The organism is Streptomyces sp. NPDC046900 (assembly GCF_040644975.1).
In the GTDB taxonomy this organism is placed as follows: Bacteria; Actinomycetota; Actinomycetes; order Streptomycetales; family Streptomycetaceae; genus Streptomyces.
In genome coordinates this window covers 39,560-53,805 of record NZ_JBEYXD010000060.1, presented here as the reverse complement: position 1 = coordinate 53,805, position 14,246 = coordinate 39,560, and the positions used below count along the sequence as shown (strand labels likewise).

The 14,246-nt window shown below is 67.1% G+C and carries 6 protein-coding genes and 1 pseudogene; 3 read left to right on the top strand and 4 right to left on the bottom strand.

The features are described 5' to 3' along the window. Positions 1-105: 105 nt before the first annotated feature. The gene (locus ABZ904_RS36655; protein ID WP_361828429.1) at positions 106-1,179 is read right to left on the bottom strand and encodes a DUF1611 domain-containing protein; all 1,074 of its coding nucleotides are present in this window, start codon (positions 1,177-1,179) and stop codon (positions 106-108) included. 109 nt (positions 1,180-1,288) lie between these two features. Here ABZ904_RS36655 and ABZ904_RS36650 point away from each other — a divergent pair, with 109 nt between their 5' ends. Both ABZ904_RS36650 and ABZ904_RS36645 read left to right on the top strand, forming a co-directional pair. Continuing rightward, a complete protein-coding gene (locus ABZ904_RS36650; protein WP_359411481.1) occupies positions 1,289-1,552 on the top strand; it encodes a hypothetical protein in 264 nt (87 codons plus the stop codon). Between the two features lie 89 nt (positions 1,553-1,641). After that, positions 1,642-2,058: pseudogene (locus tag ABZ904_RS36645) on the top strand (integrase core domain-containing protein); the annotation flags it as partial. 58 nt (positions 2,059-2,116) lie between these two features. On the opposite strand, the gene ABZ904_RS36640 reads toward ABZ904_RS36645, so the two are convergent. The 3 genes from ABZ904_RS36640 to ABZ904_RS36630 form a co-directional block, all read right to left on the bottom strand. Then, entirely contained in the window at positions 2,117-2,614 is a 498-nt protein-coding gene (locus ABZ904_RS36640) for a DinB family protein (RefSeq protein WP_361828427.1), read from the bottom strand. Positions 2,615-2,843: 229 nt separating this feature from the next. Beyond that, positions 2,844-3,236, bottom strand: a complete 393-nt coding sequence (locus tag ABZ904_RS36635) for a hypothetical protein (protein WP_361828424.1) — start codon at positions 3,234-3,236, stop codon at positions 2,844-2,846. Positions 3,237-3,945: 709 nt separating this feature from the next. Further along, a complete protein-coding gene (locus tag ABZ904_RS36630; protein WP_361828421.1) occupies positions 3,946-4,428 on the bottom strand; it encodes a hypothetical protein in 483 nt (160 codons plus the stop codon). 625 nt (positions 4,429-5,053) lie between these two features. Here ABZ904_RS36630 and ABZ904_RS36625 point away from each other — a divergent pair. Beyond that, positions 5,054-14,245 carry a DNRLRE domain-containing protein gene (locus ABZ904_RS36625; RefSeq protein ID WP_361828418.1) on the top strand — a complete coding sequence of 3,064 codons (9,192 nt, stop codon included), beginning with the start codon at positions 5,054-5,056 and terminating at the stop codon, positions 14,243-14,245. The last annotated feature ends 1 nt before the right edge of the window (position 14,246 follow it).

Genomic DNA, 14,246 nt, shown 5'->3' with positions numbered 1-14,246 from the left:
ACCCGGACGGTGCCGAGGGCGTAAGACCACCTGAGCCGCCGGCTCAGGTGGCGGCCTGAGCCGTGAATCCCCACGCAGCCCTGGAGGGTGGAGAATCCCCTCCCTTCAGGGAGGGGAGCCCTCAACGTCGCATCCATCGTCGGTGCCGCCGTAAGCCGCGTTCAAAGTGGCAGGTGTCGGGATCAGCAGGTCCACCGCAGCGCCGCCTGCGAGCTGCGCCGGGGACAGCACCGGAATCCCAGTGGTGGCGGCGGCTTCGCGGGAGGCCAGCGGGCTGGCGGTCACCCGGCCGCTCACCGCTCGGATCGGAACGTCCAAAGCGGCCAGGATGTCGCTGCCGGCGCTGGCGCCCAACGCGTCGGCGACGGCGAGCACTATTCCGTCGGCAAAGCCCGCAAGGCATGTGGCGAGCGCCGCCGTCTCGGTTTGTAGCAGACCGTCCGCGATCTCCAAGGCCACCGCCTGGGCCCCTTGGTCCACCAGGCCGTCGCGGACCCCGAACATCGTGGCGCGCAACCGCTCGAGCGGGTAGCCGAACGTGGAGGGCAGGCCGAAGTCGAGGAAGTCCAGGACGGCCGTGGCGCCCGCGTCGATGTACATCCAGCGGTCTTTGCCGCTGCCGGAGCCGGTGATCTTGCCGGCGCCGGCGGTCAGTCCCGCGCGGCGCCAGCCCCGCACTATGGCCGCCATGGTGGTGGTCTTGCCCGCGTTCATCGACGACCCCAGTACGACCAGGGTGCCCAGCCCCGGCACGGCTGCGGCGGGCGTGGGTATCGCGAAATCCTCCACCGACAGCACCGCGCCCAGGTGGTCGGTGAGCGCGCCGATCACCTCCAGTTCGGTCGGCGGGTCACGGCGCGTGTGGGCGGATACGACGGTACCGATGAGGCCGCCCGCGGTGAGCAGGTGGACGGCCGTCCCTTCCGGCAGGTATCCCTCGAAGAAGTCGGTCGCGTACCTGTTTCCGTAGGCGCCGACGAGGATGTCTCCCGGATAGAGGCTGACGCTGCGGCCGTGGACGTCCTCCGTGTGGGCGTGGGCCCCCAGCGCGGTCACCTTGGCCGCGACCAGGTCGCCGAGCTGGGGTTTGCGGGGGAATCCGCTCAGGCACATCTGGCCTCGGTCCACGACTCTGCGAGTGACGTAGCTCCACTTGGCGGCGGAAATGCCTTGGATCACGAGCGCCACGTTACTCCTGTCTGTTGTGCGGCTCTTGTTGGCAGACGTCCCCAGTCGGTGTCGCGGGCTTTCGTGAGGTGAGACGGCTTTGGCGGGATCGCTGCTACCCGTGGACGAGCTCCATGAGGACGACAAGCGCGGGTACGCGCCGAAGCCGTGCGAGGTCCTCCAGGCCCGCGCCGCGATACGAGCGGCATCGGCCCGTCCGCAGGCCGTCGGCGAGCCGCGCCTGCCGCCCGCTTCTCCGCAAGAACCACCGGCCTCGCACACCGTCGGCTCCGTGACCGCTTCAGCTCCGCGGGACCCGGGCGGCCTGTCCATGCCGCATGGCGGATGGTGCATGCCGCTCTCCACGCCGCGGTACGAGAGCTGACGGGCAGTCTGACCAAAGCCGCGTACACGGTCGAGGCCAGCGGCCTGCTCGCCACCGACTTCTTCTCTGTGGACACCATAGGACTACAGCGGCTGTACGCCCTCTTCGTGATGGAGGTGCGCACCCGCACCGTCCCATCTCATCCGGGACCGGGACGGGAAGTTCCCTGCCCTGTTCGACGCGGTCCTCGCCGATGCGGGGATCGGGTCGTGCTCAGCGGCGTCCGGATGCCGAGGATGAACTCGGCCATGGAAAGGTGGGTGCAGACCTGTTGTCGTGAGCTGCTGGACCGGTCCTTGATCTGGAATCAGCGGCACCTGCTCCACGCCCTGCGGGAGTTCGAGCGGTTCTACAATTTACACCGGCCCCACCAGGGCATCGCGAACGCCCGCCCGCTGAACCCGTCGCCCCCGCCGATCGCCGATCCGGGCCAGATCGCCTGCCTCGAGGTACGAAGACGCGATCGCCTTGGCGGCATTCTCCACGAGTACGAACATGCCGCATGACCTGCCCGGACGAGGATTTCGGCAAGGGCACCGTCAGGGGACCGGCCCCCGCCGTCCACTACTGTTCGGCGCTTTTGTCGATGCGCTCGCGGAGGAGGTCAGCGTGGCCGTTGTGCCGCGCGTACTCCTCGATCATGTGAGTGAGGATGTAGCGGAGAGAGAAGACGTCGTCTCGGTACCGCCCGGTGACGTCGGGGGACTCGGCGGCATCCACGATGTCGCGGGATCGGGCGCACTCCTCGTGCCAGATCGCGAACGCCTCGGACGGGTCTGCGGTGTCAACGTCGAAAGCGCCGCCGTCGCTTCGGGGCCAGTGCACGTCGCTGTGCTCGCCGTTCAACACGTTCCGGAACCAGGTCCGCTCGACGTCAGCCATGTGCCGGACGAGGCCGAGCAGCGACAAGCCCGAGGGCCGCACGGCCTTTCCCCTGAGCTGCTCGGCTGTGAGCCCCGCACATGCCATGGCCAGCGTGTCACGCTGGCGCTGCAGGAAGCCGGTCAGCGTGGCGAGCTCATCGGCCACCCGCGGAGGTTCGGTCCTCTCCCGGTTGTCCATCGGACCATCATGACACCGAGGGGCGCATGGCAGTCGGATCTCTGCGGCTGACCTGCGCCGCCTACGACCGGCTGCCATCTCGGCGGTTCGGCTCGAGCCTTCGGAGTGTGGAGGCCGGCCTTGTCATGCGTCCGGTGGTGGCTCCGCCCCGCTCCCGTCGTCGGCCGACGCGGTGGTGCACGGCTGATGGTCTGCGGGGGAGCGTCGGTTGAACGTCGTCGTCTGGGCGTCAGTGGCGTCGTGATGGTGTCGCCAGGCCATTGGAGGATTCGATGACTTGCTCGGCCTTGTCCGAGTCTGGCTCATCCAGCAACTCGCCGAAGGTCAGCAGGTTGGCGATGGTCTCCAACTGGACCAACTGGACTGTGTCCGGATCGACTTCGGATGCAAAGAGCGGGGCTCGGCACAACGCGGCGGCTGCCTGCCTGTATGCGTGATGCGACTCTTCGCCGGGGGAGGCTGCTGCCAACCGGAACAGCGACTCCAGCGCAGAGGACTGGATGCCCCACTCTTCATCCGGTTCGAACGCGAGGACCGGCGCACGCCACCGCCACATCGCCAGGGCGGCGGCCTGGCACTGTTGGTTTGGCGTCAGGCCGGCCACCCGCTCGATCTGCACCATGTTCTTCGTCGTCCTCTGAGTGGTTCCTTCACCGCGGGGCAGTGTAGAAGGCGCCGACGAATCGCATGATCGTGCGGACTTGCTGCCGAAACAGCCGGCGCGCCCTGAGCCGGGCGGTCGTGATGCGGCAGCGTCTCTGACTTGGCTTGGGGATCCCCGGTGTTGCTCAGGGAGGTGAGCCGATCGTCTTCGTGCCCTGGTGCTGATCGGCGGGAGCCGTCAGCCCTCGTGGCACGTTCCTGCGGACACTGGGCGGTGAGGTCTCGCGGCCCCACCGAGGAGGGTGCCCCGACGTTGCCTGGGCGCCGGGTATGCGCGTGGCAGTCTGCCATGGGAACTACGGATCGCTCATCCAACGGGTAAGCGTCAGTCGCCGCCGGATGAAAGGGTTCGGTGGGGACTGGCCTGGCCGTATTGGCGGCGCTGCCACACCGGGCCGTGGGCCGCGCCCGCCACGGTAGCGCAACCGAGGCCGCGCCGGGGTGCGGGCCGATGAGTGGCCACCTCCCACAGCTTGACCGAACTGCAGCAGCGCCACCGATCTCCAACTGTATGGTCATTGCTTGCGGTGTTCCTTTAGACGTGCCCGGATCCGTCGCACGGCCAGCACGGTGGAGATCGCCACCGAGACGATCAGAAGGATCCTGTCGACGCTCACGCCGCCTCCATGTTCTGTATCGAAGATCTCCTGGTCTGCTCTGCACGGTCATCATGGGGTGGTGCGGGCCAGGGGGGCGCGGCAGTTGGCTCGTCCGTACGAGCCGTACGCGGTGGCCTGCTGGACCACCTTGCCGTGCAGGCTGACCGAGCAGCTGGCGTTGCCGCCCTCCTTGCCCAGGACGATGGAGACGACCGCCGGGGCGCCGCCGGTGGTCAGGTCGGCGCCGCCGCGCCAGGGCAGTTGGGCGCTGACGGTGTGCAGTCTTCCGTCCGGTGCGGCGTAGCTGATCTGGGCGGTGCCGTGGCCGGTGATCTGGTAGGCCACGGGGGTGGTGGGGCCGTGGTGCTTGGTATCCGCGCCGTGGTTGCCGTTGTCGCTGTGGGTGGTGAACAGGACGCCGGCGGCGGCGAGGGCGGCACACAGGAGGGCGCTGGCGAATATGAGCGGGCGGAGGCGGCGCCGGCTGGCGGGCGCGGCGGCGGTTTCATCGCTTTCGGGGGTCTCGGTGCCGGTTGCTGTCTGGGTTTCCATCGCCGACTCCCGTTGCGTAGATGGGCGTGAATGCCCGTTTTTTGAATTCTTGGCGGTGCGCCCGTCGATTACAGCCAATGCGAGCAAGGGGTGCAAGTGCCGGGCCGAAAGGCCCGTTTCGCTCCTGCGGCTCAAGTCTCCATGGTCGACTCAATCCTGAACGCCAGTTAAACAGGGTTCCAGACTCGGCAAAGCGATGATCTTGAGAGTAAAGGTGGCTTCAAGGGTGTCGCACGGTCGGTGGCTGAATTTGCACCCACGAATCGGGTGAATGCGGTGAATCAGCTGGCTGGAAGGGTGGTTCGTCCCGAATTTGCGATGGTTGACGTTGCTCTGGACCTGCCAACGATCTTTGTGTCAGAGTTCCGCCGCCGATTCGGTGTCCCCCAGCACTGGTCGCATTGCCGGCTTTGGATCCGCCATGGCCGGTTTTGTGTGATCACGTCTGCCTATGGGTTTACGGTGCTGCGGTTCATCCTTTCTGTGCCTTGGTTACAGATCCGGAAATGGTGGGGCTGCCGGAACGGCCATGTCGGTATGCCCTGGGATATTCGCGCTCCGAAGTCATGTGCAGATGCGGTCGCTTGTGTCGCGATTGTCGAGCATGCGTGACAAGGAGTTTTGGGTGGCGAGACGAAGTCGGATTGCCGCATCCCTGGTGGTCGGAGCGTTGCTGGGTTCTGTCCTACAGACCCCGGCGTTCGCGTCCGCTCCGTCATCGGGCGATGGCGGTCCCGGAATCATCGACACGGTCAAGGGCTGGTTCGGCGGCGGGCATTCTTCGCCGAAGCCGCCGGTTGGGCCGAAGGACGCGATAGCCGACCGGCAGAAACTGCCGCGGGGCAAGAAGGCGCCGAAGGCGCATCGGGTGCGGGAGTTGACGTCCAAGCGCACTCCGTCGACGCGGTATTGGAAGCTGTCGGACGGCACCACGCAGGCGGAGATCTCCGCGGTGCCGCTGTCCTACCACTCGCCGGACGGCTGGAAGGCGATCGACACGAAGGTCGCCGCGACCGCCCGGGCCGGCTACAAGTACGCCAACACCGCCAACCTGGCCAGCTCTTACTTCGGCTCCCGCAGTGGGAGCCTGCTGCGTTTCGAGGCCGACGGGAAGCACACCGTCACCCTGGGCCTGGCCGGTGCGGACAAGGCCGTCTCCCCGGTCGCCAAGGGCGACACCGTCACCTACCGGGGCCTGGCCGCCGGCGCCGACTTCGACTACCGGGTCGGACGCGGTGAGGTCAAGGAGGACATCGTCCTGAACCGGGCCCCGAGTAGCCCGGTCTCGTTCACCTTCACCCTGAAGAGCGGCGGGCTGACTCCCAAGCAGCGCAAGGACGGCTCGATCGCCCTCTACGGCGGCAACGAGTCGGGCCGCCCCGTGCTGGTCATCCCGGCCGCGGTGATGTCCCAGGCGCCGAAGCACGCCGACTCCGCCGTGGTCGACATGGACCGTGGCCCGGTGGCGCAGAAGCTGACCCGCACCGGCTCGTCCTGGCGGATCACCCTCACGCCGGACGCGAAGTGGCTGGCCGCCAAGGGCCGCCGTTTCCCGGTCGCCGTCGACCCGACGGTGATGATCGCGCCGACCCCGTCCACCTCCCAGGACGTGATGGTCGACTCCACTCAGCCGAACACCAACCTCAACGGGGTGGGCACCTCCACCACCGGCAACTGGCAGCTGGGCGTGGGCACCACCACGTCGGGCAAACTGCGCTCGCTGGTGCAGTTCCCGCTGAGCGGCATCCCCTCCGGCACGAAGATCGACTCGGCGCGGCTGGGTCTGTACTACAACCAGGTCCACACCACGAACTCCAACAACGTCACCATCGAGGCGCACCGGGCCACCGGCTCGTGGACCGCGACCGGGGCGACGTGGAACAACACCTCGGCGCTCTCAGGTGAGCTGTCGGGCACCAGCGTGCAGCTGGACGACGGCGACCCGGGCACGGCGGCGCAGGGCTCGTGGCCGTACTCGACGAACAGCGCCTTCACCCAGTACGCGATCAACGGCGACTACGCGTACAACAAGGACGCCGTCGCCGGCGACACCTACACCTGGCAGCCCACCGTCCCGGAGACGGCCCCCTACCGGGTGGACGTCCATTACGTACCGGCCTCGGACCGGGCCACCAACGCCCCGTACACGGTGACGTACAACGGCGGCACCTACAACGGCACGGTGAACCAGGCCTCCGGCACCGGCGGCGTGTGGACCTCGCTGAACGGCGGCACTCCGCTGTCCTTCACCAAGGGCACCGCGGGCAAGGTCGTCCTGGGTGACGGCCCGGCCTCCACCTCCACCGCGGTCATCGCGGACGCCGTGCGCCTGGTCGATGCGGGCAGCGTCTCCAAGCCCGCGGGATCGTACGACCAGTGGCACAACTTCGCGGTCACCGACACCGTCCAGCAGTGGATCTCGGGCACCGCCACCAACTACGGCTTCGTGCTGCAGTCGTCCAACGAGTCGACTCTGGGCCAGGGCGGCCCGATGTACGAGGCCGGCGAGTACGCCTACGGCGGCGAGACCGCCACGTATCCGACGCTGACCATCGTCTACGGCACCCCGGGCGTGGCCGTGAATGCGCCGACGGTCATCCACGCCACCGGCGCGGAGCTGAGCTGGCCAGCGTACACGAACACCACCGGGAACCCGGCGAACGACCTGGCCGAGTACCAGGTCCACCGGTCCGTCTACCAGGGCTTCACCCCGACCTCGGCGACCTTGGTGGCCCCGGTCTCGGCGGGCACGACGAGTTTCACCGACACCACCGCGGTGCCCACCCCGGCGGACTCCCCGGACGACTTCCACGCGGTCTACTACGAGGTCGCCGTCAAGACCAAGGGCGGCCAGATCATCGGCGGCCCGGTGCAGCTGACCGACCTGCCGAAGGCCGGTGAGACCCGGCAGATCATCCAGTCCGGCCAGAGCGACACCACCTTGTCCTCGACCCAGCCGACCACCGGGCACGACACCATCTCCTCCGACGGCGCGAACCAGAACTGGTTCACGGTCGGCAACAACTCCACCACCTACGGCAAGACCCGTGCGGTACTGAAGTTCCCCACCGGCTCCCTGCCCTCGACCGCCCGGGTGCTGGACGCCCAGGTGCAGGCCGAGTCGACGATCACCACCAACACCGGCGGCGGCTCGGCCTCCTACGAACTGCACGGCCTGACCAAGGACTTCGACGAGGCGACGGCCACCTGGAACAACGCCTCCTCCACCACCGCCTGGACCACGGCCGGCGGTGACTACTCCGCCACCGTCAACGACGCCGACACCGGATTCACCAACGATCCGGTGCGGCGCTGGTGGGATGCCACCTCCCTGACCCAGGGCTGGATCAATACGCCGTCGTCCAACCACGGCGTGCTGATCAAGGTCAAGGACGAGTCGACCACCGGGCCGCAGGAGAGGTCGGTGTTCCTCTCCTCCGAGACGAGCGAACCGCAGCTGCGCCCGCAACTGGTGGTCACCTATGTGGACGCCACGACCGACTCGACGTACTACGCGCCGCAGGTGCCGCAGCGGATGACGCCGGGCACCACCTACAACGTCGACCTGTCGCTGACCAACACCACCAACACCACGTGGGCGGCAACCGATCAGGTGCTGTCCTACCGCTGGACGCTGCCGGACGGCACCGACGTCACCAACGGCGGCAACCAGATCCAGACCGCCCTGCCGCAGGACCTGGTGCCCGGCCAGACGGTCACCATCCACGCCCAGGTCAAGGCGCCCACCAACGCCGACTCCGGCAACCCGACGAACTCCCGCACCCAGTACACACTGACGTGGGACGTCTTCAACAAGACCAACAACACCTGGAACTCCGCCACCGGCGGCGTCGCGGGCCTGGCACAGGCCGAGACGGTGGAAGACCCCACCTCCGACACCATCGGACTGGAGAAGTTCTACACCTACTCCGGCGTTGCCACCGGCGCGGGCTCGTCGGTGATGACGAACCTGGCCTCCGGCAACAACGTCTTCTCGTACAACGCCTTCTCCAACCCGGGGCGCGGGCTGGGAACGTTCGCGCGCTTCGCCTACAACTCGCTGGACACCTCCGACACAGTGATGGGGCCGGGCTGGTCGGCACAGGCCTCGGCGCCGATCCGGCTGGGTGCGGCGCTGGACTTCCACCCCAACCCCAACCCGACCGAAGTCACCCTCACCGACGGTGACGGCACCTCGTCCGTGTTCACCAAGCAGGCGGACGGCACCTTCAAGGCCCCGGCGGGTGTCCACTACCTGCTGGCGATGAAGGGCGGGGTCGACTGCACCCCCGACAAGGACGACACCGCCGACGCCTGGTCGATGACGCGGCCGGACGGCACCCGCTTCTTCTACGACTGCGACGGCTACGTCACGTCGATCGTGGACAAGAACGGCAACACCGAGACGTTCACCTACGCGATCCGCAAGTCCAACAACAAGCCCACGCACTTTTTGAGCTACATCACGGACCCGACGGGCCGACAGTCGCTGACAGTCACCTACTACAACAAGGGTGACAACTACAAGTACATCGACGACACAGGCACCGAGCAGTCGGGTACGAACCTCACCAACCCGAAGATCATCGACCATGTGGCGTCGATGACCGACATCTCCGGCCGCCAGGTGACGTTCGAGTACACCACGCAGGGCCTGATGGCCCAGCTGACGGACGGCGCCGGCTCGTCCCAGCCGAAGGTGTTCAAGTTCGGCTACGACGCCACCCAGGGCACGAAGAACGTCAAGCTGGTCTCCGTCACGGACCCGCGTGGCCACGCGACGCAGCTGGCCTACTACGCCCCGCAGAACGGCGACAATCCGAAGTATCACTGGTGGGCCAAGACCCTCACCGACCGGCTGAACGACGCCACGTCGCTCACGTACGCGACTGACACGTCGAACAGCGCGTTCACCGACACCACGGTGACGGACGCCAACACCCACGCGACGACGTACGTCACGGACGACTTCTCCCGCCCCGTTCAGATCACCAACCCCAAGAACGAGGTCACGAAGCTTGCCTGGGACGCCGACAACAACGTCACCTCGCTGATCGAGGACAACGGCGCCACCACCTCGTGGACGTACGACCCGAAGACCGGCTACCCGCTGACCCAGAAGGACGCGGAGGCGAACAAGAACGGCACGCCGGCTACGGTCTACACGTATCAGACCAGTCTGGACGGCTACTCCTCCGACCTGTTCAGCAAGACCTCCCCGGAGGGCCGCACGTGGCAGTTCGGCTACGACTCCTTCGGCAACCTCACCTCGGTGCAGGACCCGAAGGGCGTGGCGACGGGGTCGGGCTACACCACCGCGTACACCTACGACTCCTACGGTGAGCTGACCAAGGCCACCGACGCCAACAACCACTCCACCACCTACAGCGCGTTCGAAGCCAACGGATACCCGCAGACCGAGACGGACGCGCTTGGCGACGTCAATCAGACCAGCTATGACGTGCGGGGCGAGGTCCTCAGTGTCACCGATCCGCTGAGCAAGACGACGACGCAGACGTACGACACCTTCGGCCGTCCGCTGGTCTCCAAGGTGCCCAAGGACCAGGCGTCCGGCTCGTACATCACCACCCCGGCCCCGGTCTACGACACCAACGACAACGTCACGCAGTCCACGGCCCCGAACGGCGCGGTGTCGTCCGCGGTGTTCGACGCCGGCGACGAGCTGAAATCCGGCACCCTGCCCAAGGACAACTCCTCCGACCCGGACCGGATCACCACCTACACCTACGACAAGGTGGGCAACAAGCTCACCGAGACGGACCCGAACGGCAACCTGCCGGGTGCGACTTCGGGCAGCTATGCTACGAGCACGGCCTACGACGAGCTGGACCGCCCGGTGTCCGTCACCGACGCGGCCGGCCATGTCACCTCGACGTCGTACGACGACGTGGGCAACACCGTGCAGGTGGTCGACCCGCTCAAGAACCTGACCACGGACACGACGGACTTCACCTCGAAGTACGCCTACGACCTGGACCACCGGGCGATCTCGGTGACGGACGCGGCCGGGCACACCAAGCAGACCGGCTACGACAAGGACGGCCTGCAGACCTCGACCACGGACGAGGACGGCAACCAGACGCTGTACACGCTGGACGAGCGCGGCATGACCAGCCAGGTGCAGGTGCCGCACGACAACCCGTCCGGCTCCATCACCTACGACACCACCAAGTACGAGTACGACCAGGTCGGCAACCAGACCAAGGTCTACTCGCCGCGCGCGGTGGCCGCGAACAGCACGACCGCCTTCACCACGCAGACCGTCTACGACGAGCTGAACCGGGTCAAGTCGCAGCTGTCCGCCTACGATCCGAACGACTCGACGTACAACCATGCGGCCCAGACCGACAACTCCTACGACGCCGACGGCCACCTGACCAAGGTGTCCGCCCCGCCGTCCGCCGGGCAGTCGGTGCGCAACGACACCACCTACACCTACTGGGACGACGGCCAGACCAAGACCTCGACGGACCCGTGGGACATCACCACCTCCTACGACCACGACGAGCTGGGTGACCAGACCTCCCGCACCATCACCTCGGCCGGCGGCTCGCAGTCGCGGACGATGAACTGGACGTACTACCCGGACGGGATGGTCCACACCCGGACCGACAACGGTGTGCCGGTGGGTCTGCAGGTGGACCTGGCCGACAACTCCGATGTGCAGTCGACCTCGGCGGTGGGCTCGTGGCCGACGGCCACCAGCGGCTCCGACCACCAGGGCTACGACTACGCCACGCACCCGGCGGGGTCGGGCTCGGACTCCTTCACCTGGAGCCTGTCCATCCCCGAGGACGGCACCTACCAGGTGTACGTGAAGTACCCGCAGGTCTCGGGCGCGGCGACGAACGCCTCGTACACCATCGGCTACCACGGCGGCACCGCCACCAAGACGGCCGACCAGACCAAGAACACCGGCGCCTGGGTGTCGCTGGGCAGCTACGCCTTCACCGCCGCCGACACCACCCAGAAGGTGACGTTGGCGCAGAACTCGGGCGGAACAGTGGCCGCGGACGCCGTCAAGGTGGTCCGCGACAACAGCGCCGACACCGACAACGAGAAGACCGCCTTCACCTACTCCTACGACGCCAACGGCAACCTCGTCGACCTGGCGGACGCCACCCCCGGCGCCCGCTACGACGACTACGCCGCCACCTTCGACGGAGTGAACCAGCTGGCCAAGCTGGAGGTGAAGAAGGCCGGGTCCACACTGCACACCACGTCGTTCAACTACGACGCGGACGGCAACACGCTCAACCGGACCCACGATGCGACTGTCGCGAGCTTCGAGTACGACACGCGCAACCTGCTGAGCAAGGTCACCAACAAGGAGTCGGCCAGTGACCCCAACCCGAAGGTCACCCAGTTCACCTACACCCCCGGCGGTCAGGTGGCCACGGAGACCAAGGGCAACGGCAATGTCGTCACCTCAAACTACTTCCTCGACGGCGCTCTGAAGCACCAGCTGGAGAAGAAGTCCGACGCCACCACCACGGTGGCCGAGCACACCTACACCTACGACCCCAACGGCAACACCAGCGAGGACGTCTCCAAGGTCCAGAACGCCGACGACCACTCGTCGTACAAGAACCAGACCCTGGACTACGCCTACACCCCACGCGACCAGGTCAAGAGCGTCACCAAGACCGGCGGCGGGCAGAACGAGTCCTACGTCTACGACGACAACGGCAACGCGACGTCCTCCACGGTCGGCGGCCAGACCACCACCTCGATCTTCGACCGCAACCGGCTGGCGACCACCACCGTGGCGGGGGTGTCCTCCGGCTACCACTACGACCCCTACGGTCGGCTGGACAACGTCACCACCGGCGGCAGTGTGATCGAGCGCTACACGTACGACGGCTTCGACCACATCGCCAGCGAACAGAAGAAGAACGGCACCGGATACGACACCACCAACTACACCTACGACCCGTTCGACCGGACGGTGTCGCAGACGCAGAACGCGGGCGCGACAGGTGAGAAGACCACCGTCTTCGACTACCTGGCGATGTCCAACGCGGTCGTGTCCGAGACCGAGAACGGGACGGCCACCAAGACCTACCAGTACTCGCCGTGGGGCGAACGGCTGTCCCAGGTGAACATCAAGTCGGACGGCACGCAGGAGCCGACGTACTACACGTACGACGCGCACTCCAACGTCCAGGCGGTCACCGACGCAGGCGGCGACACCAAGTCGACCTACGGCTACGGCGCCTACGGCTCGGACGACACCAGCCAGGACACCGGTGCGGACAAGCCCGGCTCGACGACGAACTCGCCGAGCGACCCGTACAACGCCTACCGGTTCAACGCCGACCGCGTGGACGGCTCCACGGGTACGTACAACATGGGCTTCCGCACCTATGACCCGGGCCTGAACCGGTTCCTGTCGCGGGACATGTACAACGGCGCCCTGTCCGATATGGGCCTCGTGTCCGACCCGCTGACCGGCAACCGCTACGCGTTCGGTGGCGGCAACCCGATCAGCAACATCGAGCTCGACGGCCACGGCTGGCTGTCCGACCTGGGCCACGCGGCCCTGGACGCAGCCGGCATGATCCCGGTCGTGGGCGCGGTGGCGGACGTCGCCAACGGAGCCTGGTACGCCGCCGACGGCGACTACCTGGACGCGGGCATCTCCTTCGCCGGCGCCATCCCGGTGATCGGTGACGCGGCCCTGGGCGCCCGGATGGCGGTCAAGGGCGCGAAGTACGCGGCCGAGGGCGCCGAGGCCCTGCAGGGCCTGAAGAACGCCACGCACGTGGCCGAGGACGTCAAGGCAGGCGTGCACGGCGCGGAGGACGCCGCGGATGCGGGCAAGGCGGCCGACCGGACGGCAGCGGACGCCCAGAAAGCCGACGAGGTCCAAAAGGCCGAGGCGGCCCGGAAGGCGGAAGAGGCGCGGGTCGCAGCCGAACACGAGGCCGAGTCCGCAGCCACCGCCGAGTCCAAGGGCGACCAGATCGCCGAGGGCGGCAGCTGCAGCTTCTCGCCGGACACGAAGGTCCTCATGGGCAACGGCCAGGCCAAGCCCATCGGCAAGGTCCAGGTCGGCGACCAGGTCCAGGCCGCGGATCCCAAGACCGGCAAGCATCAGGGCGCGCGCACTGTCAAGCACACCTGGGTCAACCACGACCACGACTTGGTCGACGTAACGATCCGCACGCAGGACGGCCGCACCGCGACCCTGCACACCACCGCCAACCATCCGTTCTACGACAAGACCACGCACAAGTGGGTCCCTGCGGCCGAGCTCAGCCAAGAGCATGACCTCCAGACCCCCAACGGCCACGGCCTGGTCCGGGTCAAGAGGATCACGCTCACCACGGGCACGGCGGACCGGTACAACCTGACCGTCGAGCAGCTCCACACGTACTACGTCCTCGCCGGCAAGGTCGCCGTCCTGGTCCACAACACGTGTGGCAAGGTCAGGTACGGCACCACGGAGGACAGCCAGATCGCGATGAAGTACCGCCAGCAGGCGGGCCTGGGCAGCGACCAGAACGTGGCTGTCTACAGCGTGAAACTGCCGAACGGCAAGGTCGCAAAGCTGGCGTTCCCCAACACGGTGAAGGGCGCGCATTCGGAAGCGCACGCAGATGACTTCCTGGCGGAAATCGGGGTCGCACCCGAAGACGTCACGGCCATCTATTCCGAGCGCAACTTCTGCACCACGCTGAGGCACATGTGCGCCGGGCGCATCGGCAAATATGCGAACGCGTCACTGTCCTGGTCCTTCGACAAGGGGGAGAACGCGTGGGCAGGTATCCTCAACGCGGTACACGGGGGGTGAC

Coding starts and splice junctions, on each gene's coding strand:
- ABZ904_RS36640 (WP_361828427.1), bottom strand. CDS start 2,614: ATGGACAACCGGGAGAGGACCGAACCTCCGCGGGTGGCCGATGAGCTC.
- ABZ904_RS36635 (WP_361828424.1), bottom strand. CDS start 3,236: ATGGTGCAGATCGAGCGGGTGGCCGGCCTGACGCCAAACCAACAGTGC.
- ABZ904_RS36630 (WP_361828421.1), bottom strand. CDS start 4,428: ATGGAAACCCAGACAGCAACCGGCACCGAGACCCCCGAAAGCGATGAA.